The organism is Erythrobacter aureus (genome assembly GCF_003355455.1).
Lineage (GTDB): Bacteria > Pseudomonadota > Alphaproteobacteria > Sphingomonadales > Sphingomonadaceae > Qipengyuania > Qipengyuania aurea.
Window position 1 is genome coordinate 1120579 of sequence record NZ_CP031357.1, and the last position, 26125, is coordinate 1146703.

Sequence of the window (26125 nt, forward strand, 5' to 3'; positions counted from 1 at the left end):
CATGGCCTGTCAATCCGCAACCGCATCGGGCGATCGCCGCGCCGCCATGGCCGCGCCGGACGGCGAGGTATCCGCTCTGCTCGCGGAAGCACGGGCGCTTGCGGGATACGATGATTTCGGGGACCTCGCCTTTCTGGAACCGCTCGCAATGCTGCTGCGCTGCGTCAGGGCCGATGGCAATCTATCGCAATCCGGCGAAGTGGCATTTCGGCGCAATATTCTGCGCTGCCTGGTGAACCGCCTGTGGACCCAGCGGGACTTTTCGGCCCATCCGGAAATTTTCGAGGAAGACGTCGACGATCCCATCGTAATCATCGGCCTGCCGCGATCTGGCACGACCAAGATGCAGCGTCTCCTGTCCGCGCTTCCCGATGAGGATGTCCAGCGCACGCCCTTGTGGCGCATGCTCTATCCGGCCCCGTTCGAGGGCACGCGCGCCGATGATTCCACCCGCCGCATAGCAGCGGTGGCATCGATCGGCTTCCATTCGGACGGGAACGCCGACCTGGCGGCGGCGCATCACATGGCGGCGCAGGAGCCGGAAGAAGACGTCCTGCTGTTCGATGCCACATTCGACGACTGGCTGTGGCCATCGATCTATGCGCCGTCGGTGCAGTATTACGAATGGGTCATCCAGCGACCGAGGATGGACAATTACCGTTACCTCAAGCGGATGTACCAATACCTGCAATGGCAGGACGGTGGCCGCAGGGGGCGTCGCTGGATCAGCAAGAACGTTCAGCATATCGCATCGCTGGAAGAACTGCTCCGGTGTTTCCCCAAGGCAACCATCGTTCAGTGCCACCGCGATCCGAGAGTTTCGATCCCGTCCCTAGCCAAGCTGACCCACACCCTCTGGTCGGCATTGGTGAACGATCCCGATCCGCATTTCGTCGGCGCCTGCATGCTCGATTGGTGGGCACGCGCGACCGATAGCTATCTCGAGACCCGCGATCGTCTGGGCGATGAGTTGCAGATCATCGATCTGCCATACGATCGTATCAAGAGCGACGCCGCTGGCGCAGCCATCGCGGTGGCCGAAGCTGCCGGAATACCGATGAGTGCAGAGAAAGCCGCCCTCCTGCGCGGGTGGGAAGCTGCGAACCCGCAGCACAAACATGGCCGCAACGACTACAGCGCCGACCAATTCGGCCTCGACGAGGAGGCCATCGGAGAGCGCTTTGCAACCTACATCGACCGTTTTGTCACTCAGGGGAGAGGCGCATGACCGTTTTGGAAGCCGACAATCCGGCGATGCTCAAGCAACTGGCCATCGATGCCTACATTTGGGGTATCCCGCTGGTTCAGACACGCATGTATCTGGAACTCGCCGAACGGCTCGAACTACCGTTCAACCAGCTCTTCGGCACGCCCGAACTGTGTACTCCGCAAAGCCTGGTTCCCTTGCCGAATGTCGATACTCTATACGGAATAGGGTGGCTCGACCTGACCACGCAGCCGCAATTGCTGAGTGTGCCCGAGGCTCACGACCGCTATTATCTCGTCCAGCTCAACGATGCCTATCTCAACAGTTTTTCCTATATCGGCCGACGGACCACCGGCACCGCGCCGGGCCTGTTTGCAATTTGCGGGCCGGGCTGGGAAGGGGATTTGCCAGAGGGTGCAATCCGCGTCGATGCGCCGACGAACCACGTTCTGGTCATAACGCGCGTGATGGTGGTGGATCGCGACGATCTGGCGGAGGCTCTCAGAGTTCAGCAAGGGTTATCCCTCACCGGGCTGTCGGATTTCCCCAGGATCACCAATCCCAACCGCCCGATCGACGATGCGTTCGACAATTTTCCGATCTCGCAGCCCGCGCGGCTTGGAGCGCGATATTTCGACGAGCTGTGCGCCGGATTGCTTGAGAACCCACCACCTGAAGAAGACGGACCATTTCTGGAAGAGCTTACCGCGCTTGGCATCCGGCCGGGGGCCAAACCGAGCCAATCGGGGGACGGCGAATTGGTCGACCTGCTCGATCAGGCGGCGAGCGAAGCCAACGCCATCATCCACGGCAGGGCCGGATGGCTGATCGACACGCGCGACGTGAACGGGTGGCAGGTCAGCTACGGGATCACGCAGCGGATCGAAGACCCTCTCGATCGCGCGGTGGTCGCGAAACTCGGCCCCGGCTGCCTCGTCCCGCAAGAAGGCCTGTATTTCTCGCTGAGACAGGGGCCGGACGGAGAGCTTCTGAGCGGCGACAAGAGCTATGTGTTGATCTTCCCGCCCGGGCAGACACCGCCCGTCGATGCCTTCTGGTCGCTGACCATGTATGGAGATGACTGGTCGCTCGTCGAAAACCCGATAGATCGTTATGCGATCAGCAATCGCACCCCTGGCCTGCGCTATGAAGACGACGGCTCGCTGATACTGCATATCCAGCACGAGCGGCCGGCGAGTGGCACCAGCAACTGGCTGCCGTGTCCGCCACCCGGATCGCCGCCCTTCCATCTCTTCATGCGGACATATCAGCCCCGCGCGGAGCTATCGGACGGCCGCTACGAGATGCCACCGCTCCAGCTTGGCGATAGCGCTCGATAACGCCGGAAACCACTCGGGCTGGCTCGTCAGCAGGACCGGCCCGGCCGATGATGGGGGCGCGGCAAGGATCGAACTTGCGGCCCCACCTGTCGGTAGCTTTCGCGAAGTTTCGAAGCGCTACTATGCCGCGCTACTCCATTGCAAAATGTGGTGGCGGGATCTGCCCTGGCCGATGTCTTCGTAAGCCGATAGGATAAGCCCTCCCTGACCGTCGAACTGCGCCAGCCGACGCTGTTCGGTTCCGGTCATGTCGGGATTAAGCGACATGGCGACCTCATGCACGACCTCTTCCCCTTCGATCCGCCATGGGCCGGCATAGTGGAAATAGCTGTCGAAGGCGGCCGACTTTTGCGCGGAAGCGGCATTGCGGGCATTGGCAATACCGAATTTCTGCCGGTCCCCTTTGGCAATGCTGGCGGTCATCGTGCCATCCGCCGAATAGACGATATAGCCCTGTGCCCGCTCTCCGAACGGGCGCGTCACGCCGCCGTCATCATATTCGATCCGCCAGTCGACCAGCTTCCATGCCCCGATGAAGTCTTCCGGTTTATGCGGCATCGGCCACCTCCTCACGCGTGGCCGGTCGGCGGCTCTGGACGATGCGGAACCGACCGGCGACGAAGGCAAGGTCGGCAAGGCAGGCATTGCCGGCCGGGTTGAGCCCAGTCACATGGTAGTCGCTATAAGCGGCTGCGAAATTCGCCCACATCGCGCCGTGGAGGTTGATCGAAAGATTCATGCCCGAAACCGTATAGGCATCCAGCGAACGGGCGATGAAAGCCTCGTCGGTCGAATAGAGGTAGGACGATATGGCGCCGTGTTCGCGCACTAGCTGCGTTGCTTCCTCGACCGCGTCGTCACCGGATTCGGCTGCGATGATAAACATCACCGGCCCGAAATGTTCCTCGGCATAGAGCGCTGCATTGTCGGCCGGGAGCGCGACGATCAGCGGTGTCATTGTGCGGGCATCGGGGAAGTCCGGATGTTCATAGGGGGTGGGGCGGCGCAGCACCTTTGCAGTGCGATGTCCCTCAGCCTCTTTTTCCAGTCGTCGAACGATATCGCAACTTGGCTCGGCCTGCACAGCGCCCATGATCCCGGCGGCCATGGCCGGATGCTCTGCGATTTCGTCGACCGCCGCAACCAGCGCCTGCGCCACATCGTCGAACGAAACAGGCCCCGTTGCCGTCGTGAAACCTTTCCTGGGAACATAGATGTTCTGCGGGCTGGTGCACATTTGCGCGGAAAACAGACAGGTTGCCCGCGCGATTGCCTTGGCTGTCTCGGCAAGGTCTTCGCAGCTTTCGAGGACAACCGAATTGATGCCTGCCGTCTCGGTGAAAAGCAGCTTGCCGGTAAGGGTTCGCTCGAGATGGCTGCCGTAACGCGGGCTTCCGGTGAAATCGACGATTTGAACGGCGGGATGATCTATGAATTCCTGTGCGACGGGGTGCTCCAACGTATCGACCGCCAGTGTCACCAAATTCGGATCGCAACCGAAATCGGCCAGCACGCGGCGACATTCCTGCACCGCAATGGCCATTGGCAGGATCGCGATCGGGTGTGGCTTGACGATTACCGGGTTGCCCGTTGCGAGGCTTGCGAACATCGCCGGATAAGCATTCCAGGTCGGGAACGACGCGCAGCAGATTACCAGTCCGATACCGCGCGGCACCAGCGTGTATTGCTTGTCGAGCACGACATCTTCCTTGCCGAAGGTCCGCTCCCATCTGGCCGAAGGCGATACGTCGCGCATTGCCTTGGCGGCATAGGCCAGCGCCTCGATCCCGCGATCTAGCGCGTTCGGACCGCTGCCGCTGAACGCTTGTGTGTAGCTTTGCCCCGCGACGTGCATCACGGAATGCGCCATCTCGAAATTGCGATCGTAAATCCGCTCCGCCATCTCCAGGCACAAGGCGATGCGCGCCTTCGATGCGGTTTTGCGCCATGCCGGCATCGCCGCCTGTGCCGCTTCGATCAGGGTAGCCGGATCGCCCTGAGGGTAGGTGATCCCCAGCGGTTGCCGCGTGAAGGGCGATACCTCCGAACCGAGCTGCCCGATCGTGCCCGGTTGCTGAAGGTCGAACGGTTTGCCGAGCAGCGTTTCGAATGCAGCCTTGCCAGCCCCGGGTTTCCCCGGCGCATGAAATTTCGAGCTGGGAGAATCGCGAAACGGGCTCCAGTTCTTGCGAGTCTCGATAGCGTCGATCGCTGCATCGAGTGTTGTAGCATGGCGAGCGATGAGGTGCTCAAGCGTTTCGGTCATTTCAGGATTCCATCAGCTCTTCAGTTGAGTCGTTCGACCACCATCGCCGCGCCGGTGCCCGAAGCGCCGGTGACCACCACCAGGCCGAGCGTTCCGTCGACCGCGTCGAGCGTGTCCAGCAGGGTCGAAGTCAGGATCGCGCCGCTTGCGCCGAGCGGATGCCCCTTGGCGATGTGCCCCCCGCTGACATTCACCTTTGCCGGATCGGGTCTGCGGTCGCGCAGGAATTTGGCGATCGTCACCGCAAACGACTCCATGAACTCGATCCGGTCCATGTCATCGAGCGTCATGCCGGCGCGTTCCAATGCCTTGTCCATCGAGGCCAGCCCTGCGGTAAGCGAAGCGGCAGGGTCGCCCCCGCATTCGGCATAGGCGACAATGCGGGCGCGCGGGCTTTCACTCAGTTCGCGTCTGCCGACCAGAGCCAGGGCGGCTCCGTCGCAGACGGGCGGAGCGTGTCCTATCGTGTGGAGCGGCTTGAAATGCTCATTCCCCAAGGCTTCGCCATAGTGCTCTTGAAGGGCACCAAATCCGGGCGGCATCGCGGCCAGAGATTCGTCATCCGTGCCGGGGCGTATACACTCTTCGCCATCGAGCGTTCCGGTTGCGATACGCGAGCGTTGTAGCGCCGGATCATTTTCCGCAGCGGCGGCCTTTTGCTGGGAGGCGAGGGCAACGGCATCGAGTTCTTCCCGCTTGATCCCCTCGGCATTGGCCAATCGGTCCGCCGCCAGCACAACCGGGATATAACGCGCGCGGAGCGGAAGGGATGCATCGCCGTAATAGGCTGCTCGGTCGCCCATAAAGGGAACGCGGCTCATGCATTCGACGCCGCCGGCGAGCACGCCTTGGGCTTGCCCGCTCGCGACCAGGCTGGCTCCTTGCCCGATCGCCGTCAGGCCCGAAGCGCAGTAATTGTTGAGCGAGATCGCGGCGGTATCGTCAGGCAGCCCCGCATGCAGCTTGGCGATAAGCGCGATATGTCCGCCCTGATCATCGGCCTGGCCAACACAGCCAAGCATGAGGGAATCGGGAGCGCGTGCATGTGTGCCGCAACGCTGCTCCAGGGCATCGATCTGCTGGCGGACGAGCTCCTGTGGACTGAGAGCGGCAAGCCCACCGCCTTCTTTCGCTTTTCCGCGCGGGGTACGAAGCGCGTCGTGGATGAATACTCCTTCCATGTCATCAGAATCCGACAACGAAGCTGCACGCGGTCGTAGCGCTGCCGCCGACATTGAAGGTCGCGATGTTGCGCGCGCCATCGATCTGGTAGTCTCCGGCATTGCCGGTGACCTGCCGCCAGCTATCGAGCATCATGCGAACGCCCGTCGCGCCCACCGGATGGCCGGTTCCGATCAGCCCGCCCGAGGCGTTGACCGGCACTTTCCCGCCGAGAGCGATTGTGCCATCCTCGATCGCGCGCCAGCTTTCACCCGGCGGTGTGATCCCGAAATGGTCGATCGCCATATACTCGGTTATCGAGAAGCAATCGTGCACTTCGACACCGTCGCACGCATAGACATCTGCCAGCCCGGCGCGACCCAGCGCATCCATCATGGCCTTGCGGACAAAGGGAAAAACGTAGGGCTGTCCCTTGCTGTCGTTGATTTTGCGCTGATACATGAGCGGTGCGGTGGTGTGGCCCCACCCCTTGATCCGCGGCACGGATTCCAGCGCAATGCCGCGACGCTTCGCCCATTTTTCTGCGTATGCGCGCGAGGCGAGAAAGATCGCCGCTGCCCCATCGGTCACCTGACCGCAATCGGATTTGCGCAACCGGCCTTCGATGCGCGGGTTCACCTCGTCATTCTCTCCCAAATGCTCATCGGTGATCGCCCAACCGCGCGTTTGCGCATTGGGATTGCGCTTGCCATTGGCGAAGTTGTTTTCCGAGATCGCGCGCAAGTGGGCACGGTCGATTCCGTGTCGCTTCTCGTACTCCTCTTCAACCCTGGAGAACATCCAGGGCCACAGATAGCGAGCCTCGTTCGCTTCCTGCCCGACCCACGCCGCCGCCCCCAGATGCTCCGCTGCCGTCTGCCCGGGTACATTGCGCATGAGCTCGATCCCGAGCACGAGCGCGAGATCGTAGCGTCCGGCCTCGATTTCCGCCGATGCGGCCAGGATAGCGATGCTGCCCGATGCGCAGGCAGCCTCGTGCCGCGATGCGGGGACACCGGCCAAATCGGGATGAACATGACCGAAGAAGCCGCCGAGCTGACCTTGCCCGGTAAACAGTTCGCCCACAAAATTGCCGACATGCGCGGTGTCCACTTCGGCGGGCTCGACACCGGTCGCCGCAAACGAGGCCTCGGCCACTTCACGGAACAGGTCGAACATGCCGTTACCCTCGCGTTCCATGTTCCGCGCGAAATCGCTCTGCGCTCCCCCCAGAACGAAAACTTCGCCAGTCATATCGCTATGCTCCTTCCCGTGATCCAAGGGCATGCTCGCGCACTTCGCTGCGCATCGCCTTGTTCGTGACGTTGCGCGGCAGGGCTTCAAAGCGGTACATCCGCTCCGGCAGTTTAAACACGGCCAGATCCTTCTCGCGCAGGAAGTCCGTAACCTCCTCGAGTGTGATTTCCCGGTCTTCGCGCGGCACATAGGCCAGCCCAATTCGCTCCCCCATCACCGGATCGGGCAGGGAGAAGGCACAGGCCTCCGCCAATAGCGGATGCCCGCCGAGCAACTGATCGATCTCTTCCGGAGCGATATTCACACCGCCGCGAATGATCAGATCCTTGCAGCGACCGACAAAGCGATAGAAACGCCCATCGCCCGCGATCTCGAAAAGATCGCCGGTACGGAAGAACCCGTCTTGGGTGAATGCCGCCTCGGTTTGCTCGGGCGCGTCGTGGTAGCCTTCGAACACTGACGGCCCGCGAATCTCCAGCTCTCCCGGTACGCCCATTTCGGTGATCTCGCTGCCGTCACCGATTGAAACCAGCCGCGTTTCGGCCATTGCCGCCGCGGTGCCGCCCAGCATCGGCTCCAGCACCATTTCGCGCGGAAAATAGCTGGCGCGCTCGACCGGATCGGGAACCGCCTCGGGGCCGGTGACGAGCGACATTCCCTCGTTCGAGCCGAACAGGTTGACGACCATGATTCCAAAGCGTTCCTGAAAGCCGCTGACCATGGATGGGGCCAGCGGGGCCGACCCCGAACCGATAGTACGCAGGCTGGAAAGATCCACCTTCGCCAGCAGCTCCTCGTTCTGGAGCAGCATATTGAGCACGGCAGGCGGCGCGATGGTGAATTGCGGGCGTTCCGTCGCGATCTGGCCGAGAAATACCTGCGGATCGAAGGGGTGGTGCAGCACCATGGTGCCGCAGACGCGCAGCCAGCTCATCGTCACCCCGCCGATGCTGGCCATGTTGATAAGCGGGAACGGATTGAGCATCACGTCGCCATCCCGTAGCCCCGAAGGCTGGTACGTCCCCGGTGCGATTGCAATCCAGTGATTATGGCTGCGCGGCACGCCTTTAGGGGTGCCGGTGGTGCCTGACGTCCAGCAGATCGTGAATACATCGTCGGCGTCGACACGATGTGTCTTTCGATGTGCCGCGAGCAATCCCGGGTCGGCCCGGGCGGCGCTGAGATCGACCGTGTCATCGGGCGCATCAGGCCCGAAGGTCATGATCTGGCACCCCGCGCCAATCACCTTGCGCGCGGTCGAGAGATGATCGTTGCCCTTGAAGCGGGTTGCGCAGACGAATGCACTCGGCTTGGCGATGCGATACATCTCCGAGAGTTCATGGCTGCGATACTGGACCGCCGCCGGGCTCACGACCGCGCCGATCGTTGCGGCGGCGAAATACAGGTTCACGAACTCGCTGATATTGGGCAACTGGACCATGATCACATCGTCCTTGCCAATGCCATTCGCCAGCAGGGCACCGGCCAGTCGCTCGGTTTCCGCAAGCATCTGCGCATAGGTTAGCCGCTGCGGCTCTCCGAATGCGAAAACGGCGCGGTTCGGCGGGTCCACGAGCGCCAGCCGTTCGGGATGGATTCCGGCATTGGCGCGAAACATATCCGCTAGGGTCGTGTCACCCCACCAGCCCTGTTCGCGGTAAAGCTGCCGCTTGTCCTTCGTCGCCGTGACCATATCAGGCCGCGAGCACGCTGTTTTCCGGCATGCCGATATCGCTGCCATTGGCCCAGGTCGAATGCGTACCCGAACAGATCCTTTCCGGCAGGATGATGCGGCAGACCGGACCTGCCTCGATATCTTTCGCATCGAGGAGGATGCATTCGGATTGGTCCGCATTCACATCGGAGACGTAGGAAATGATGTAGCCATCATCCTCGTCCTTGGCGCCGATGCGGGGGACAAAAGGGCTTTCGCTAGCATAACGGCCTTCGCCCAACTCATAGCTCCAGCTCTCGCCGGTCTCGAGGTCGTGTTTCACGATTCCCTTGAACAGGAACCAATAGGGTTCCGGAATCGCGCTATAGGCATAGCGGTACTTCCGCCCGGCGTATCTCTGGTTGATCATGCCGAATTCGAGGATGCGGTCGTCCAGGCGTTGCTCCACGGTCTCGCCGGTTTTCATGTTGAAGCGCCAGCGGTGGAGCTTGGGCTTCATCAGGCCCTGGCTGAGATAGGCCATCATCCGTTCGAGCCCCTCGGGCGCGTCGGGATAGCTCTTGGGTTGCGGCTCTTCCTGGAAATATCCGTCGAGCACGATCTCGTCGCCTTCCTCATAGGCGTTGAGCCAGTGCAATGTGTAGGTCGGCTCGGCCTCGAACCAGCGGATATCCTCCGGCCGACCATAACGCGGGATAATCGCGAAACGTGTCTTCATTTCCGGATGGAACTCGACCGCATGGACATTGCGCTCGAGCAGTTCCTCGTTCCAGAACAAGGGCATGTCGTTGAGGATCGAGTAGTTTTCGGTGAAGCACATGTCATGCGGCAGGCGTGGCCCGGGCAGCGGGATCGGAACATAGTGCTTCAGCTTGTTGTCGGGTCCGACCACGCCATAATGCATGTAGGGCGCGTGCTTCGAGTAGTTGAAGAACAGTAGCTCGCCGGTCGCCTCATCGAGTTTGGTGTGAGCGGAAATTCCGTCGACTGGAACCCAGCCTTCGGTGCCGAACTGTTCCATGGTGAACGGATCGAGGCGATATCCCTCGCCGCATTGATAGAAGGTCGAGAGGATTTTGCCCGCATGCACCACGACATCGGTCGAGGAACTGTCTTTGAGCCATTCCTGCGCACCCCAGCCGGGGCGCGTGGATTTGTGCGGTGGCTCCATCAGTCCGGCCCATAGCGAGCGCCCGGCTTCCCGTTCGGCTTCGAAGCCCTTGGTGCGCACGAACCGGCTGCGATAACTCGCCTTGCCATCCTTGAAACTGATCGAATGGACAAAGCCGTCGCCATCGAAAGGGTGATAGCGCCCGATCGGTTCGTGAACCTGGTTCTCTCCGGTACGAACATAGACCCCGTCGATATCCTTCGGGATCTCGCCGATCACTTCGGCCTCGCCATCGGCAAAGGTCGCATTCCATTCGTTGAATGTCGGGCGCCAGGCTCCCTTCATATAGGGATGATCGTTGGGCTGGATCGTAGTCTTGATGGTTTCAACCAGTTCCGCAGGCATTTGTCTCACTCCTCGATCTGGAACGGCGGCATCTGCGCCGCGATTTGATATTCGTCTTGCAACCGCTCAACGATTGCACCGACAGGCTCGATGGCTTCAACTGCGCCGACACCCTGGCCGGCGGACCACACGTTCTTCCACGCCTTGGCGTCGTCCTGTGCATTCTCGAAATTGGGCTTCTTGTCCTCCGGCATGTTGTCGGGATCATGCCCCGCCGCGATCAGGCTGTCCCTGAGCCAGTTGGCGGTTACGCCGGTGATGCCCTTCGATGGCACGATCTGATCGGCCCCGGCTTCTACCACCATTTGCTTGTAGGCATCCGCAGCCATGCTTTCCCGGCAGGCGATCAGCGCCGTCCCGAGATAGGCGAGGTCCGCCCCCAATATTTCAGCAGCACGAATTGCATGCCCGGTCGAAATCGCTCCACCCAGCACGATCGGCCCATCCCAGAAGCGCCGAACTTCCTCGACGAAGGCAAATCCGGCGGTCTGTCCGGTGTGTCCTCCGGCACCCGATGCTACCAGCACCAGCCCGTCGACTCCAGCCATCGCCGCCTTTCGCGCGAAACCGACCGAGTTGACGTCCGCGAATACCAGGCCCCCATAGCCATGGACCCGATCAACTACCCGGCTCGGGCTGCCCAGTGCGGTGATGACCAGCGGGGCCTCGTACCGGACCACAAGGTCCAGATCAGCGGACAACCGATCGTTCGAAGGGTGCACCACGAGATTCGCCGCCCACGCCGCCGCTTGCGGGTCGGCGCCGAGAGCGTCGGTGATTGTCTCGAGCCACTGGTCGAGAATCTCGGGCGTCCGCGCATTGGGCGTAGGGAACGATCCGATCATGCCGGCACGCGATGCGGCGACGACCATGTCCGGTCCCGATACGAGAAACATAGGCGCGGCAATCGCCGGGATGCGCAAATTGCGCGTCAGTCGGGCTGGGAGCCTGTTCACCAGATCGCTCCTTTGAGAAAACCGCCTGTTGAGAGTTGCGTAGTCATACTAACTTGTATAAACATACTAAATCGGCAGTTGCAATAGTCGATCCGACACGGGCGCATCGCAACAGTCCAGAACGGGAGAGAGTCATGAGATCAATCGTCAAAATTCTGCTGGCCGGGACCGCTTTCGCAGCACCGGGACATATCCTTGCGCAAGACAATCTCGTGGCTGCTACGGGAGGTGACGGGGCCGAGGATGTCGAGGAGGCCGGTGGTCTGGACGTCATTGTTGTCACGGCGCAAAAACGCGAACAGGGGCTTTCCGACGTTCCGATTTCGATTTCGGCAGTTACCGGTGAAGCGATCGAGTCCTATGGCCAGGCCAATCTGGAATCGGTCTCGTCGTCGATCCCCAATCTCAAGATCACCCAGACGGCCATCGCAAACCGCATTGCCATTCGCGGCATCGCCTCGGGCGACAACAAGGGCTTCGAACAATCCGTGGCAATGTTCGTCGACGGCATTTACTACGGGCGCGACCAGTTGAGCCGCATGCCTCTGGTCGATCTGCAGCGGGTCGAGGTCCTGCGCGGGCCACAGCCAACGCTTTTCGGCAAGAACGCCATTGCCGGTGCTGTGAATGTGGTGAGCCGCCGTCCGGCCGACCATTTCGAAGGATCGCTCAGCGCGAGCTACGAATTCGAGCATGAGGAAACGCGTGTTACGGGCGTCGTTTCCGGGCCGATCTCCGACACGGTCGGCGCGCGCGTCGTGGGATATTACCGCGACATGGACGGCTACTTCTACAATACGCGGCAGGATCGCAACGAACCCAACGTCCGCGAAGCCTTCGTGCGCGGGATGTTGGCTTTCGAGGGCGATAGCCCCCTGTCAGCCGACCTGAAGGTCGAATATGCCGATTTCAAGACGAAAGGGCAGCCGCGCGAGGCATTCGGTCCGGCAGGAAGTTACAGCCTTGTATTTGCGGGGCCGCTATTCGTGGAAACGGATGAGGATTATGTCCGGGCCGACGGAGGTTACGAGAGCCGCAACAAGATATTCAACGCTGTGGTCAACGCCAATCTGGAGCTGGGGGATCATACGCTTACCTCGGTGACGGGCTATCTCGACTACGATGTCGAGGAGACGATCGACGTCGACTTCACCAATCTCCCCTTGCTCGACGGCACTGCCCAATCGGAAGACTATCGCCAGTTTTCGCAGGAACTGCGGATCGCCTCGCCGGGCGATCGGGCTTTCAACTACATCGCCGGCGTCTATTACCAGAACACCAAGCTGGGCGTGACCGATCACGTGCAGTTCAATCCGTTCTTCTTCGGAACGCCGTTCAGGGCGTTGGGCGATACCTCCAACGACCGCGACTATTCGCAAAAGTCGGACTTGTATTCCGTCTTCGCCCAGGGCGAATATTCTCTCACCGACGATCTGCGTATCACCGTGGGAGCCCGCTTCAATCACGAGAGCAAGACAGGTAGCCGCGCCCTCGAGATCAATCGTGGGCCGCTCAGCCTCGCCGCCACCCCGCCGATCATCGATCCGGTCGTGATCGGAACGTTCCGTGCCCTTAACATCGAGGCGCACACCATATCGGGCAAGCTGAGCGAAAGCTCGTTCAACCCGATGGCCAATATCCAGTATGACGTGACCGACGCCTTGATGCTTTACGCGTCGTTCGCGCGCGGATCCAAGGCCGGCGGTTTCGACGCTCGCGGCAATTCGCTGCCCAGCTCGACCACCGTCGCTTCACCCGGCGCATTCGAGTTCGGTGACGAGCGGGCCGACAACGTCGAAGTGGGGCTGAAATACCAGACCCGCGACCTGGCGTTTAACCTCTCGGCCTATCGCACGAAGTATAGCGATCTGCAGACCAACGTGTTCGACGGCGTACTCAACTTCAACGTCAAGAACGCCTCGGGCGCGACGACGCAGGGTGTCGAGGCGGACATGCGCTGGGCGCTGGACGAGCACTTCACCCTGAGCGCGGCAGTCGCCTATCTCGATTTCGAATTCACCGATTTTCCGCTCGGCCAGTGCTATTTCCAGCAGGTGCCGGATAATGGCGGCTTCTGCAGCTATTCGGGCAAGCGCAATGCCCTTACGCCGGAATGGTCAGGCAATCTCAACGGCGATTTCAATCACGAGATCGGCGGCAATCTGAAACTGGGCGTCAATCTCAACGCCGATTTTTCGAGCAGCTATATTGCCGCGGCCAACCTCGATCCGCGTACCAAGCAAGATGGCTATGTGAAGATGGGCGCTCGGCTCTCGCTCGGCCATGTCGATGATAACTGGACGATTGCCCTGATCGGCCGCAATCTAACCAATGAGCGGATCATGCAGACTGCCGGCGCCTTGCCCTTGGCCACCACCATCACGGGCGGGACGGGCATCGCCTACAACGCCATTTATGATCGGCCGCGCAATATCGCACTGCAATTCGATTTGACATTCTGACACATGAAGATTGGCCCAGTCCCGTGCCAGCCGCAGCTTGGCGGGACTCCCCCGCTAAGCTGCGCGCACGGCAGGGCCTGTTTACAGCCGCCAGCCTGCGGCCGGGGGACACTTTTCGGGGCAGCCTCCCGACAAGGTCTCGCGACGAGCTCGGTGCTGTCCATAGCGATCCGGCGACGGAGATGGTCGTTGTAAAGCTTGCATCCGCTCCAGTGGCAGCCGATGCGTATATCGACGGAGTGAGTTTGTCAGCCTACCAGGCTATTGCCGATCCTCTCGTGCAAAGAGAATGAACAACACCAATTGAGCGCATCGAGGCAGAAATGAAGCAGGAAACGATCAGGGCGTGCTCAATATGGCGTGCGCTGGAGGTCGTCGGCGATGTCCCGGTCCTGTTGATAATGGAGCGGGCGTTTCTCGGCACCAAGACGTTTCAGAGCTTCGTCGAAGAAACAGGCGTCCCACGCTCCGTGGTGAGTGATCGCCTGAAAAAACTGGTCGCCGAGGAATGTCTGTCGAAGCGACCGGTGGAACACAAACGGCACAGCCGCTACCACCTGACCGAGAAAGGGCGCGCATTGTTTCCCGTTGCGCTCGCCATGGTCGGTTGGCAGCACGAATGGGAGAGTGGGCAACGCGGCTTTTCCGTCCAACTGGTTCATGCAAGCTGCGGCCATGTGGTGGAACCGCATGCAAACTGTTCCTGTTGTGGCCAGGAGATCGACCCGCGAGATGTCGATTGGAAACCGGGGCCAGGCCTTGTCCAGGTCGTGCCGCATTACAGCGCGCGGCGGCGCCCCTCGAAGGGCGTGACAGATCGCCGCGACAAGGCCGCGCTGGTGGATACGGTCATTGCCTTGTTCGGGGATCGCTGGTCGACCCTGATCGTGCGAGCCATGTTTTCCGGATTTCATCGCTTTGAACAGATCCAGCAGGATACGCAGATGGCCCCGAATATCCTGTCGGGCCGCATCTCCGAATTGATGGAGGCGGGCATTCTGACCTCGCGGCGATACACCGATCACCCTCCACGGCAGGAATACCGGCTGACCGCCAAGGGAAGGGCGCTCTACCCGGTCATCCTTTCCTTACTGCAGTGGGGGGACCGCTACTACGCCGACGCGAAAGGCCCTCCCTTGCTGCTCTCGCACAAGCCGTGCGACAATCCGCTGGAGATGGTGATGGCGTGCGATCATTGCGGGCATCCATTGCAATTGGACGAAGTTACCTTCCAGACCGCATGAAACCGATCTCGCTGTCGAGATGACCGCAACGTGCTGGATGAACGCCGCTCATCCGTTGATGAAAGGCTGAGCGGTGTATGCCGACGCACCTACCCAGATGTTCAATTGGGCAGCGGACCGGGGATTGATTGTCGCCAACCCGCTCGCCGGGGTGCAGCGGCCGGAGCTCGGTTATGTCTCGCGGGAACGTGTGCTCACGGTCGAGGAGGTGCGACAGATACAGGACGTGGCTGGGAAAGCTGAGCAACGCGGGCCTGACACACATGGGGCGCAAGCGCCGGGACGTGCATGGCGAGCCCATGCCGACTGAGACCCGGCCTTGCCTCCGGTGCCGCAAGCCCTTCGAGAGCGAGGGCTCGCATCATCGGCTGTGCGGCCCCTGCGCCAATCGGGTGAGCGAGACGAGCCCGTATGCGGTCTAGTTGTGGATAAGTTCGCCAACAGCGAACTTTCGCTTGTATCTGGCGAACTGCCAACCTACATCAATCTCAGCGTTTGGGTAATGGAGATGCACTAGAAGCATGGCGGTCCGCCGCCAGTGAAGGTCCCAGTTAGGCCTTTACCACTTTGCCAGCTCTCGTTCCGGCGTCTCGGCGTCGGAGAAACGAAGATGGTCCCGGTATGCAGTTATTCGGTTTGTTCGAATTTCTTGTGTGCAGTGTGCGCCTAGAAGCAAAACCTCAACCCTGATCCGCTCTCGGACCAAGTGCAGATCGACAGGCAATTCGGCCGGTCGATGGTCTGGGAGACTCATGATGGCTCATTTGCCGAAAAAGAGCCCAGACGCCGGGTTGTGGAAGTACGGACGGCAGGCGGTCCGGCGCATTGTGAAAGCAGTGCGGTGGAGCCTCGATAAGGTTCTGCGGAACCGCCTTGTCCTGATGTCGCTGATCAAGATGGCGGAAGCCATCGTGAAACTGGTCAGCGCCGTCCTCGAGATGTTCCGTCACTTCTAGGCGTCATTACAGAAAGGACGCATGATGCTGAACGAGGCGCTGCGACTGGTTCGGGTGTTTCATGACCTGAACAAGACGCAGACCGCAGATCGCGTCGGGCTCTCGAAGTCGTACATCACCGAGCTCGAGCGCGGCGACAAAAAGGTGACTATGGAGGTGCTGGAGAAGTACGCGGATGCGTTCTCCATCCCGCTGTCGTCTCTCATGTTCTTCGCGGAACAGGCGGCAAACCCTTCGCCTGCGGAAAAGACGCGCACATTCGTGGCGGGCAAGACCCTCAAGATGCTTGATTGGATTTCGACTGTGACGGCCGAGCGGGACGAGCATGAGCACGCATAAGCGGGTCCCGCTCAAGGCAAGCGCTCTCTTTCGGCTGACCTCGCCGCGCCGTCTCGCAAACATCCTCATGGTGACGCCCACCGCGCTCGAGCGGCTGGTCCGATGGGGTGACGAAAATTATCTCGTCCGCCCCCTCGCCCAGGTGGAAGGGAAGGCACCGCGAATGATCGAGGAGCCGAAGCCGCAACTCAAGCTCATTCACCAGCGCTTTGCGCGGTTGCTCGCTCAAATCGAGACCCCCGACTATCTCCACTCTGGTGTGAAGGGCCGCTCCTACATCACCAATGCGAACGCGCACACGGCGGACAAGGCCTGCATCAAGCTCGACATCAAGAAGTTCTTTCCCTCCTCGAGCTCGCACTACGTCCAGCGCTTCTTCGAGGACGTGCTCGAGTACCCGCCGGACGTGGCGGCCCGGGCTAAGCAGTTGCTCACATACGATGGTCATCTGCCGACCGGCGGCAATGCCAGCACCATCATGTCGTTTTGGGCTTACAAGCCGATGTTCGATGAAATCGCGGCGCTCGCTGTCGAGCTGGGTTGCGAGTTCACGGTCTATGTCGATGACATGTCTATTACTGGTGTGTTCGCCAATCGAAAGTGCCAACAGGCGGCGCGAAAGATCATCGCTCGATATGGTTTGAAGGCCCACAAGGCGAACTCCTTCTCACCCGGTCAACCACGGGTGCTGACCGGCATCGCAAAGACGCGGCGCGGTCGGGAGGTCCCGCACCGCCGTGCGAAGGGCATTGCCGAGCTCGAGCAGGTGGAGGCGGCTGCGTCCACTGTCGAGGACAAGATGAAGGTCCTTCCCTCCCTCATCGGGAAGCTCAGCGAGGCGGCCATCGTGGATCCATCATGGACCGGCCGGAAGGACGCGGCCGTTCACCGGCGCAGGAGGCTTAAGGTCGGAGCCGGAGCGGAGTGAGGAGCTAGATCGCTACCCCGAAAATACCCCTGACGGGGGTAGTGGGGTCATCTATTCAGCTAAGTCTCTGAAAAGATGGTGGGCGCGGCAAGGATTGAACTTGCGACCCCACCCGTGTGAAGGGTGGTATCACACGTTTTAGGACGACTCTTTCGTTATTGACGTTATTGGAATCCGGCGAGTCGTAATATCATACTGTTTCTGGTGTTATTAGCATCTAGCAGGAATTACCAACGTTCTCGGTGAGGATACAGTGGGGCGATTTAGATTGCCCAAAGTCCGAAGATTCGCGTATATCCCACTCAATACCCCACTTCAATCATGGAGAGGGACAGTTGAGTGATCGGTACGGCTAAAGCAGTAAAAGCGATAAAGGCGGCGAAGAGGCCAATTGGTCGGCCACGGCGGTTTGCGCGTTTCGAAGAGTTTGAAGCTTCACTTCCAGCCCAGACTGGTAAGCGGGCGGCTTACTGCGATTGTATTGGCATCTACAAAGGCGCCAAGACAACCAGCGTCTTTGTCAAAATCACCTTACCTAAAGGCGGGATATTCAGGAAGCGCTCGATCCCGCCTGGGGACGCAGTGGAGATCAAGCTCGGGAAACGAAGTTCTTGGGATTGGCCCGAACTGACCTTGGAGCGCGATAGGCTTCAAGGGCTGGCCGATAAGGGATTGCCATTGGAGGCTGACGAAGTTCCGCATTTTGCAGACTATGCGGCGGATTGGCTGGAGCGTCGCAAACCTACAATGAGAAGTTTTGGGGTTACTCGAGGGAACGTCAAATCTGCACTCAATCCGTCATTCGGCAAAAAGGCACTCAACGCGATCTCTGTGAGCGATGTGAACCGTTGGATTGGACAGCAAAGCAAGAATCTCAAGCCAGCATCGGTTCAACGGCAGCTCAACACTTTCAACGCCATTATGAACGATGCAGTTCAGGCCGGACTGATCGACCGGAATCCGTCAGACAGAGCGGACAAGATTCGCGGCATTGAACCAAGGCTTCGGTTTGTTACCGATGACGAATGGACACACATTCTAGCGACGGCGGAGAAGATCGAAGCTGAGCAAAGGGAAGCCAAGAAGCGTGTTCCTCAACAGACTACGGGCTGGTTGAATCTGTTTTTGATCTGGGCGCTCAATTCTGGAATGCGTCGTTCGGAAATCATGAGTCTTACTTGGTCTAGCGTGCGAAAGATAGATCAAGAGACGACTGTAGTTGAAGTGTTGAACACGAAGACAAGCAGGCCTCGACATGTGACTTGTACGGACGAGATGAAGGCTGTCCTTGTTCAACTCGAACAGCTGGACCGAGCAGAAGGAGATCAGCGCCTTTTCCCGATTTCTATGACCACGCTGAAGCGGACCCTGTCGAAGCTTTGGAAGGAAACTGGTCTCGATATTCGCCTGCATGATTTGCGGCGGACACATGCGACTATCCTTGTTGGCAACAACGTCGATGTGAGGGCGGTTGCTAGCAGGTTGGGCCATTCTAACACTGCAATGCTCGCTCAACGATACGCTGTAGACAGGGGTGACATGGCAGCAGCGAGGGCGTTTAATGCAAAGCGCAGGTCCGATGAGGAATCCGCAAAGAAAGGCAATGGGAGCGGTGAAGAACCGAAGGAAGAGGGAGTTCGTGGAAGTCTTGGGAGGCCAAGTCTTAGGTCTTAGGTAGCAAGCGCACATTTGCCTATGGTCAGTGCCGTGCGGCGCAGCCTACTCAGAATCAGGCCAAATCCGAGTTTCTGCGAAGCATCGGCATTGATGGAGATCGGTTGAATAACTCTTACCGCTGTTCCTATTGTGGCGGTCATTGGTTCAACGGCAGTGGTGGAAGCAAGATCAGGCGCGGCTACGATGAAAACGGAGAATGGATTCCCGTACCCTAGAACGCGTGCGTGCGGCGGAGCGAAATAGCGATGGGCGTGCTGATTTATGGCCTCGTAGGCCTCCTTATTTTGGGTGCTACTGTTACTCTGTATTTTGGAGGAGGCGGCGATGTTCCAGCGACCCTGAACGAATGGGCGAGTTTCGGAACCTACATTGCTGGAATAGCTGGGCCGTTGCTTAGTTTCGTGGCATTGGTAGCGGTGGCGCGGACACTCCACCTCCAGCGTGAGACACTGGACCTTGATCGAGAAAAGCAACTGGCTGACCAGCACTTACGTTGGCTCGATGCGCTGTATTCTGACATCTCCGATGCCTTGAGCACACCGGTAGCGACCGGTGTTACCCTTGGCTCCGTCCTCGATGAGCAGGTCAATCCGAAAACCGTTGACCAGAAACGGCTGCAATCGCGGCTAGAAAATCTGTTGAAGCTCGCCTCGCATTACTGCCGAGCGGTCGATATGTATCGCGACAACGTATCCGAGTTTTACGACCTTCAAATTTATCAGGATAGAGGTGGACGCCTGCTAGACGCCATCAAACCCCTTTCCGGATACCTCAGTAATTGTCAGGTAGGCCCCACCATTGAGTTTTGCGATATGCATCTGCGCGGGGAGCATGAGCGGGCAAAGCCGGAAGCTATGACTCGAAGCTCACGAGGATATTAGCCCGAAGTTAAGAGCACGTCGCCATATCAACAAATATGGAGGATTCTGATCCCACCGCATTCGAAGCCGCACTAGGCTACCTTCGTCATCGGGTTGCAATTGCAGTGATCGGCTTCGGAGTATATTTTGGTTGGCTGGTAGCAAGCCTCATTCTCCTCACTGTCCTATTCTCTTATTCCAATACACTGCAATCCATGGACGTAGCGCTACGCCGCGCGATCTTTGGGAGCATTTTCCTATTGGCTGCTGCTCTAACCTATCGATGTCGCGGAATTGCTCTTCGAGCGGCTGCGCGAGAAGGTCCCGACAAACCCCTCAGAATGTGGAAGCGAGACACTGTGGATCAGATGGGCCGCGATGCGGCGAGAATATTATTTGGCTTAATCAGCTTCTTTGTTGGAGCCGCATTGCTTCTGGCATTGGGCTACGCTGGATATTTTTTGATCACCGCAGTTTCGACGCCAATCGCTATTCTGATTGGTGCCATCATAATCGCATTTGCTATCGTCGTGGCTGCATCGCGGTAGGGCATTGCCGAATTGCGCCGCTGGCGGCTTTGTGCGTTTGTCACCTAATACCGCAAGTCTTGCCTAGTCTTTTGGAAGTCTTTGACCCTCAATTGAGATTGGTAAGGATCGCGCCCCTCAAATGGCGTTCATGAAAATCTTGACTTTTCTGACGATTCCGGTTATAATATTGGTGTGAAGGGTGAGATTTTTGTTTCGCTTTTCGCTTCATTCGCTGCACGACAAAGAGGCATCAGGGGCTGAGATGAGCAAAGCCCGACCGCCCAAAGTGCAGTGTTCTTGGAAACTCTAACAATGGAAGCCCATTTTTATACCGACAAGGATGTCGCCCGCAGACTAAATTTCTCCCCTTCATGGGTCCGAGGCCAACGGCATAAGCGGAAGTCCGGTTTGCCTCATTTTCTCAACATCGAACCAAGATACATTGGTTCTAATCCCCGATACGTAGCTACAGAAGTCGAAGCCTTCATAGCGGCGATTGAAGCCGCTTAGGAGGTCGAGACATGTTACACTCAGAATATGCCGCAAAGCAGCGGCAATTGCTCCTGTGGGCCTCTCAGGAGCCTTCTCAGAGCGATCTCAAGAGATTGCGGGGTAAGGGTGTCTTTTTTGACGAACGTATCCAAATTGAGGAACCAGTAGGTTCAGCATTCACTGATCGAGTGCTGGAAATTCTCGGCGCTGCGTTTCCGAGAAGGCGCAAGTGGAAGAAAGTTGATTTCGAGCTTCACACACTAAGGGTATGCGCAATTCTAGCGAATGCCATGCGGGCGAGAATCTTTCGCGAAATTCCCGCCGTTCTCTACTACGCAAAAGCAGACGCTGAGGCCTACGCCGACAAGCCGAATTGGATACGCCACGGTGCGCTAGATCGAACCGTCAAGATGCTGGTGAAAGTAGGATTGTTGCATCGCATCGCTGGCAAGAAGATGCCCGCCAGTCACAACGAGCGTTCCTGGGTGTCTTCCTATCTCCCAACGAAAAGCTTGATGGCGTTGGCAGACGAGACCGGAGTGAAGGCTGATGTGATTAACTGGACGGGTCCGACCGACAAGCTGGTCCAGCTCTATGAACCGAAGCCCGACAAGTATTTCGACAGGTTCAAGGGTGAGCTTGTCCAGCCTCAAAGAAGTTCGCCAATTGCGTTCGAGCCAACCCCTGAAACTATCGAATGGTCAGAGGTGCTAAAGGCGATCAATTCCCATTACAGCGAGCAAGAGATTTCGATAGGTGGTGGTGGCTTCAAGCTGAGGAAATGGCTCAGCGACTACAACGCTAGCTCTGAACGCGGAGGCGCTCCGTACCGGTTGCCTGAGACCTTTAAGAGCGACCTGTACAGGGTGTTTAACAACGGAAGCAGGGATAATCCGAGGTTCGATGAAGGAGGGCGACTCTTTGGGGGCTGGTGGATGCAAGTTCCCGAAGAATTGCGAAAGGCTATCCACATCAATGGTCAACCGACCATTGAGCTAGACTACAAGAATTGCCATCCTCGAATGCTCTATCACCAGCGAGGCATTGAACCGCAGGATGATCTCTATTGCCTGCCGGAGATCGAAGCATATGAGCAAGAAATAGGTAAGAAAGCGGGTACATACCGAACCGGTATCAAATGGCTCATGCAGGTGCTCATAAATGGCCGTGGGAGGCCGGATGTTTCTGATCAGGCCAGCGATATTCTTCTTCCACCTGATCTTACTATTGCGGAAATTGTGAGGCTGATCGAAGCTCACCACGACCCAATTGCGGATGCTTTCGGTACAGGAGCAGGACTTCGCCTAATGCGTGTGGAATCAGACATTGCACTCGAGATCATTTCAACCGCGATGCAGGAGGGGTGGACGGCACTTTCAGTCCATGACTCATTTATCACTGAGCGGGATCAGAAGGAGCGGCTGAGTGCATTGATGATCGATTCCTACACCAAGCGGCTTGGAGTAGAACCAGTCATAAAGTGAGAAGAAAAGGAGGGGCTAGCAAAGAGAGATAGATAGAGGAAACTGAACTCTTAGTAGGTCTCCTCTTACTCCATCTCTAGGAACTCATAAAATTCAGGTGGAAGAGACTGCGCCTAGCCACAACAGTAGCTGCTGAGACATCTTTAGGGGTGTATCGCCTTACCATACGTAATCGAATGTGGCATACAATGGGGCATAACCAAGCCACTCACTACCGCCCAAGTCCTCCGCCAATTTCCTGACGCCGAAACCTGCCTCCAGCATCTGTTCGCCGTTCGCTTTGGCGAAGGCTTCGAGTGCCCCAAGTGCCGGCGATCTGGCGGGAGGCATCGTATCATGGCGGAGCGGGCCTATTCCTGCCAGTGGTGCGGTCACCACCTGCACCCCACGGGAGGCACTCCGTTCGAAAAGACGCGGACGCTGCTGCAGCTATGGTTCTACGCAATCAACCTGTTCAACACCACACGCCACGGTGTCAGCGCCAAGGAATTGCAGCGTCAGCTAGGGGTGACCCACAAGACCGCATGGCGCATGGCGCGATGGAATATGCCTACTTCGACTATCGCCTCGCCGAAACGGTCACGGTCAACGGCATCGAGAAATTCTGGCGGCACCTAAAGTGGTCGATTAACTGCACTTACACCAGCGTGAGCGCGAAGCACCTGAGCAGTTACGTCAAGGAATTCGAGTACCGTTTCAAACGTCGCAATCTTCCGGAGACGACGCTACCCGAGATTCTTTCGACTTTCCGGCCATTGAGCGCAGAGTAGCTTCGAAGGCCTCGCGGTCGCCGATCTCGCCTTTACACTCGGCGATGAACTGATCGAGATTTCCGCTCCTCGGAGCTTGCTTTAGGGTGGTCATCGTGCGATTCTCGCTGCATGGAGCGCGCAATGTCAAGCAACGATCACCAACCCGAGTCAGGCCGCTCTTGGCTGACAGGACTTGCCGTGATCATTGCTGTAATTGTGTCTTATATAGGCTTTGCGAGCGTTTCCGTCGAGTGGACGTTGGCAATCGCCACTGCCGTTTTCCTCGGCCTAATCCTATTTCTTTGGCGAACCGGCGTCCGGAAACAGCGGGATCGGCGATCCGGGCGGTAGTGGGTGCAAGACCTTGGTCACCCGGTGTGATCCGACAACAGGAACCCAGCCTTCTTCGGTGTAATCTTCGCGGTATTTGACCTCGATTTTCATTCTTATGCCTTCAGCTAAAGTGACTGGCAATGTCCGGTCATGAATGGCATCCAAGAACGTTTGGTCCTTCACTAGCGCGCTGAATTCTATCCCATCCTTGGCAAAGCGCCAGCGCCTCGGCTCAGGCACAAGCGTCGCTTTGATGAGGACTACGTTCCAGGTGTCGGTGATGGTCTGAGAGGACGGGTCTGATACCGTCCCGCCATCGCTCATCCATAGGCCGCTTCGTGCAGCAAACTCTTCCTTTGGAACTGTGTGCCTTGAGCCACCGCCATAGGGTCTAATAATGTCGATTTGCTTGTAGGCCGGCTCCTCCTGGAGAATGCCGTAAAACTCCATCTCACGCCTCTGGAGGTCATTGGACTCTCGCAACAGTCGATTGTTCTCTTCGAATACTTGCATCTGATCTGGAGGAAGTCGAGGATCGTCGGAGAACTTGTTTTCGAGACCGATGACAATCATCGTGCCGCCAATGAGGCCCCCTAAAGTGATAGCCGCTTTGCTGACTAGCGGATATTCACCCATACCTTCAATTAGGCTTTCTCCGAAATTCTCACAGCTCCGGAGGGCGAACTTGAAGACGTCACTACCGTCTTCAACGCCTACCAACCCAACTTCCATTTGAAGTTGCGGGGCGACCAATTCACCAGCGGTTTTCAGAATCTCCACGTATGCGGCCAATGCACGTATTACATTGTCGGCATCGGGGGTCTCGCCTTCCGCGATCTCGAAGCGCAGTGTGACGTCAGCTTCTGCCATGTAACCCCCTGAATAGTGGCGCGGAAGCTATGCCGCACCTGTCAGGGAGTCAATTCACGTATGCGAAGGGGATACGCTCCCATTTTTCTTGCTAGAACGCTTTCACATAAGGAACCCAGCTGTACAGGCTTGGCATGAGACTAGGAAAAAACGCGAATAGGAAGAACCCAAGCAGAGTCGCAATCACAGTGATGTGCAATGCTTCAACTTGCGCGTTCGCATGCTCTTGCTCCTGATCTTCTAACCTCGCACGAATGAAGTTGATCCAGAGAGGCAAAACTACGCAAAGAAACGCGAATGGCCAAGCAATGATGCTAGCACCCTGAAGGTCGATAGCCAACATTGTCCAATTGACGACAAATGCGGTGAAGGCGAGACAAAGGTATGATTGTCCAGCCGCAGAGACAATTGAGCCAGCTATAAAACGTCGCTTGCTCCTAATTCCCGGTTTCCCTGCGAGCAGAACTCCCGGTAGACCTGCGATGTTCAAAACGAGCACAATTAGAAAATGCGCTAAGACACCGTAAACAATCAGTATCCCAATCGTGAAAGCTGTAGCCATGTCTTGCCCCCCAACTGGCAGTCAAAACCCGCAGGTTTGGCGTGTGACCATGACAGCGCCAATCTCTCGACCGGACTTTTCGAGGTAAAGAAAGCGAACTGAAGCACCAGCACTGAGTATTGAGGGCGACATGCTGTCGGCACAGATCATGCTGGCAATGCGAGAACGGTCTTGTTCTGTTACCGAAATCCCGGTGGCATCTACAACGGCAGTGAAGAGGATTTGCGTTCCAATTGCCTCGACTTTGGTGATTTCGGTGATCTCGTCTAGCGGCATTGGAGTTTTGGAATTGGCGCTGGCAGCAGCGCTTTGAAGTGACGCTTCTAGGTTGTTTGGATCGATCGCTGGAGGAGCCGGAGCGGGCGATCTTTGACCTGGTGGGTTGCACGAACTGGCGATCTGATTGCCCAACTCTAGGCGACCTTCGGAATAGGCAAACTTTGCAGCACCGATGCAATCACCCTCTGCAAGCATTGCGCCGATCTTTTTTTTGAAACGCTTCTCCTTGTCGCCAAAGATCAGCTTGCCGAGTGCCCTCCCAAGCTCGGCCTGTCCTTGAGTATCGTATTGCTCGTTGCCTCCCATATCCATAGTGTTGCAGTGGATCATGCCGCCGCCCATATCCATGCAGGTCGTACTGCTATCTTGAGCATTAGCGAGGTTGGGGGTCAGTGCCGAAAATGCGACTAGGAGGAAGGCAGCGGTCGCCAATGCCGCGCCGAGTTGGAATTCTCGATAGTGTGACACTAGTCTTACTATTACCGATCTAGTCATTGATACCCTCAGGAATGGCGGATTCATGAAGGGAAGTGTTTAGTGGAAACTAGTTAATGAGATACAATAGCCCGTGGACGGATAAACCTCAATTGCGGCCTATGCTGGCCGATGGACGAGGCTACGATCCTTGGCGAACTTGGCGACAGGATACGTGTTCAACGTAAGTCCATTGGCTTGACTCAAGAGCAACTCGCGCTGGTGGCCGGAGTTGATCGATCCTATTTCGGCGCGGTGGAGAGAGGCGAACGGAACGTCACCTTTACTGTACTCTGCCGTATATGCCTCGCTTTGCAATGCGATGTTGCAGACATAACTTCCGGCATACCGACAGGATGCTCGGCCTAGAGTCAGGAGAATCAGCGTGCGAGGTTTTTTGATTTTTTGTCCGGCAAAGCAGGTGGTCATCCAAACATATCGAGCTGGATCGCTTCCATGCCTCCCCCCCTTGGCTTTAAGAAAAATAGCTAATTTACAGACAGGG

At 58.1% G+C, this 26125-nt stretch carries 24 protein-coding genes; 14 read left to right on the forward strand and 10 right to left on the reverse strand.

The genetic code is table 11. The features are described from left to right. Nucleotide 1 precedes the first annotated feature (1 nt). On the forward strand, nt 2-1228 hold the full coding sequence (locus DVR09_RS05485) for a sulfotransferase family protein (RefSeq protein WP_115416053.1): 1227 nt from the start codon (nt 2-4) through the stop codon (nt 1226-1228). Continuing rightward, on the forward strand, nt 1225-2547 hold the full coding sequence (locus DVR09_RS05490; protein ID WP_115416054.1) for a DUF1254 domain-containing protein: 1323 nt from the start codon (nt 1225-1227) through the stop codon (nt 2545-2547). The genes DVR09_RS05485 and DVR09_RS05490 overlap by 4 nt, the downstream gene beginning before the upstream one ends. A 120-nt stretch (nt 2548-2667) precedes the next feature. On the opposite strand, the gene DVR09_RS05495 is transcribed toward DVR09_RS05490, so the two are convergent. From DVR09_RS05495 to DVR09_RS05525, 7 genes are read right to left on the reverse strand one after another with little or no spacing between them, the layout of a single operon-like run. Further along, nucleotides 2668-3105 (reverse strand): lipocalin-like domain-containing protein, encoded by a 438-nt coding sequence (locus DVR09_RS05495; protein ID WP_162814856.1) that lies wholly within the window; start codon nt 3103-3105, stop codon nt 2668-2670. Then, nucleotides 3095-4813: a phenylacetic acid degradation protein PaaN gene (paaN, locus tag DVR09_RS05500; RefSeq protein ID WP_115416056.1), complete on the reverse strand. Its 1719-nt coding sequence runs from the start codon at nt 4811-4813 to the stop codon at nt 3095-3097. Before paaN ends, DVR09_RS05495 begins: the two co-directional genes overlap by 11 nt. Nucleotides 4814-4833: 20 nt before the next feature. Beyond that, entirely contained in the window at nt 4834-5994 is a 1161-nt protein-coding gene (locus DVR09_RS05505; protein WP_115416057.1) for an acetyl-CoA C-acyltransferase, read from the reverse strand. 4 nt (nt 5995-5998) lie between these two features. Beyond that, on the reverse strand, nt 5999-7228 hold the full coding sequence (locus DVR09_RS05510; protein ID WP_115417802.1) for an acetyl-CoA acetyltransferase: 1230 nt from the start codon (nt 7226-7228) through the stop codon (nt 5999-6001). 4 nt (nt 7229-7232) lie between these two features. Continuing rightward, nucleotides 7233-8924: a class I adenylate-forming enzyme family protein gene (locus DVR09_RS05515; RefSeq protein ID WP_115416058.1), complete on the reverse strand. Its 1692-nt coding sequence runs from the start codon at nt 8922-8924 to the stop codon at nt 7233-7235. A gap of 1 nt (nt 8925) precedes the next feature. After that, a complete protein-coding gene (locus DVR09_RS05520; protein WP_115416059.1) occupies nt 8926-10422 on the reverse strand; it encodes a carotenoid oxygenase family protein in 1497 nt (498 codons plus the stop codon). Between the two features lie 5 nt (nt 10423-10427). Beyond that, nucleotides 10428-11378: an NAD(P)H-dependent flavin oxidoreductase gene (locus DVR09_RS05525; RefSeq protein ID WP_234041566.1), complete on the reverse strand. Its 951-nt coding sequence runs from the start codon at nt 11376-11378 to the stop codon at nt 10428-10430. A 134-nt stretch (nt 11379-11512) separates the two neighbouring features. Between DVR09_RS05525 and DVR09_RS05530 the strand changes: the two genes are divergently transcribed. From DVR09_RS05530 to DVR09_RS18020, 11 genes are all read left to right on the forward strand, one after another. Next, nucleotides 11513-13840, forward strand: a complete 2328-nt coding sequence (locus DVR09_RS05530; RefSeq protein WP_115416061.1) for a TonB-dependent receptor — start codon at nt 11513-11515, stop codon at nt 13838-13840. A 323-nt stretch (nt 13841-14163) separates the two neighbouring features. Further along, nucleotides 14164-15084 (forward strand): winged helix-turn-helix transcriptional regulator, encoded by a 921-nt coding sequence (locus DVR09_RS05535; RefSeq protein ID WP_115416062.1) that lies wholly within the window; start codon nt 14164-14166, stop codon nt 15082-15084. A gap of 752 nt (nt 15085-15836) precedes the next feature. After that, complete coding sequence (locus DVR09_RS05545) at nt 15837-16040, forward strand: hypothetical protein (protein WP_115416064.1); 204 nt, start codon at nt 15837-15839, stop codon at nt 16038-16040. A 21-nt stretch (nt 16041-16061) separates the two neighbouring features. Then, the gene (locus DVR09_RS05550) at nt 16062-16379 is read left to right on the forward strand and encodes a helix-turn-helix domain-containing protein (protein ID WP_199798591.1); all 318 of its coding nucleotides are present in this window, start codon (nt 16062-16064) and stop codon (nt 16377-16379) included. Between the two features lie 163 nt (nt 16380-16542). Next, nucleotides 16543-17307, forward strand: a complete 765-nt coding sequence (locus DVR09_RS05555) for a reverse transcriptase family protein (protein ID WP_162814858.1) — start codon at nt 16543-16545, stop codon at nt 17305-17307. A 339-nt stretch (nt 17308-17646) separates the two neighbouring features. After that, on the forward strand, nt 17647-18981 hold the full coding sequence (locus DVR09_RS05560) for a tyrosine-type recombinase/integrase (protein ID WP_234041567.1): 1335 nt from the start codon (nt 17647-17649) through the stop codon (nt 18979-18981). Nucleotides 18982-19229: 248 nt separating this feature from the next. Next, entirely contained in the window at nt 19230-19865 is a 636-nt protein-coding gene (locus DVR09_RS05565; protein WP_115416066.1) for a hypothetical protein, read from the forward strand. Between the two features lie 35 nt (nt 19866-19900). Beyond that, complete coding sequence (locus DVR09_RS17105) at nt 19901-20392, forward strand: hypothetical protein (protein WP_162814859.1); 492 nt, start codon at nt 19901-19903, stop codon at nt 20390-20392. 503 nt (nt 20393-20895) lie between these two features. After that, the gene (locus tag DVR09_RS05580) at nt 20896-22350 is read left to right on the forward strand and encodes a hypothetical protein (RefSeq protein ID WP_115416068.1); all 1455 of its coding nucleotides are present in this window, start codon (nt 20896-20898) and stop codon (nt 22348-22350) included. 264 nt (nt 22351-22614) lie between these two features. Next, nucleotides 22615-22968: a transposase gene (locus DVR09_RS18015; RefSeq protein WP_435867810.1), complete on the forward strand. Its 354-nt coding sequence runs from the start codon at nt 22615-22617 to the stop codon at nt 22966-22968. After that, a complete protein-coding gene (locus tag DVR09_RS18020) occupies nt 22890-23120 on the forward strand; it encodes a transposase (RefSeq protein WP_435867808.1) in 231 nt (76 codons plus the stop codon). The genes DVR09_RS18015 and DVR09_RS18020 overlap by 79 nt, the downstream gene beginning before the upstream one ends. A gap of 276 nt (nt 23121-23396) precedes the next feature. Here the strand turns inward: DVR09_RS18020 and DVR09_RS05590 are convergent, their stop codons facing one another. The 3 genes from DVR09_RS05590 to DVR09_RS05600 form a co-directional block, all read right to left on the reverse strand. Then, a complete protein-coding gene (locus DVR09_RS05590) occupies nt 23397-24305 on the reverse strand; it encodes a hypothetical protein (protein WP_115416069.1) in 909 nt (302 codons plus the stop codon). A 91-nt stretch (nt 24306-24396) separates the two neighbouring features. After that, complete coding sequence (locus DVR09_RS05595; RefSeq protein ID WP_115416070.1) at nt 24397-24867, reverse strand: hypothetical protein; 471 nt, start codon at nt 24865-24867, stop codon at nt 24397-24399. 21 nt (nt 24868-24888) lie between these two features. Beyond that, complete coding sequence (locus DVR09_RS05600) at nt 24889-25494, reverse strand: hypothetical protein (protein WP_162814860.1); 606 nt, start codon at nt 25492-25494, stop codon at nt 24889-24891. A gap of 258 nt (nt 25495-25752) precedes the next feature. Here DVR09_RS05600 and DVR09_RS05605 point away from each other — a divergent pair, with 258 nt between their 5' ends. Continuing rightward, nucleotides 25753-25989, forward strand: coding sequence for a helix-turn-helix domain-containing protein (locus DVR09_RS05605; RefSeq protein WP_115416072.1), 237 nt, complete (start codon nt 25753-25755; stop codon nt 25987-25989). The last annotated feature ends 136 nt before the right edge of the window (nt 25990-26125 follow it).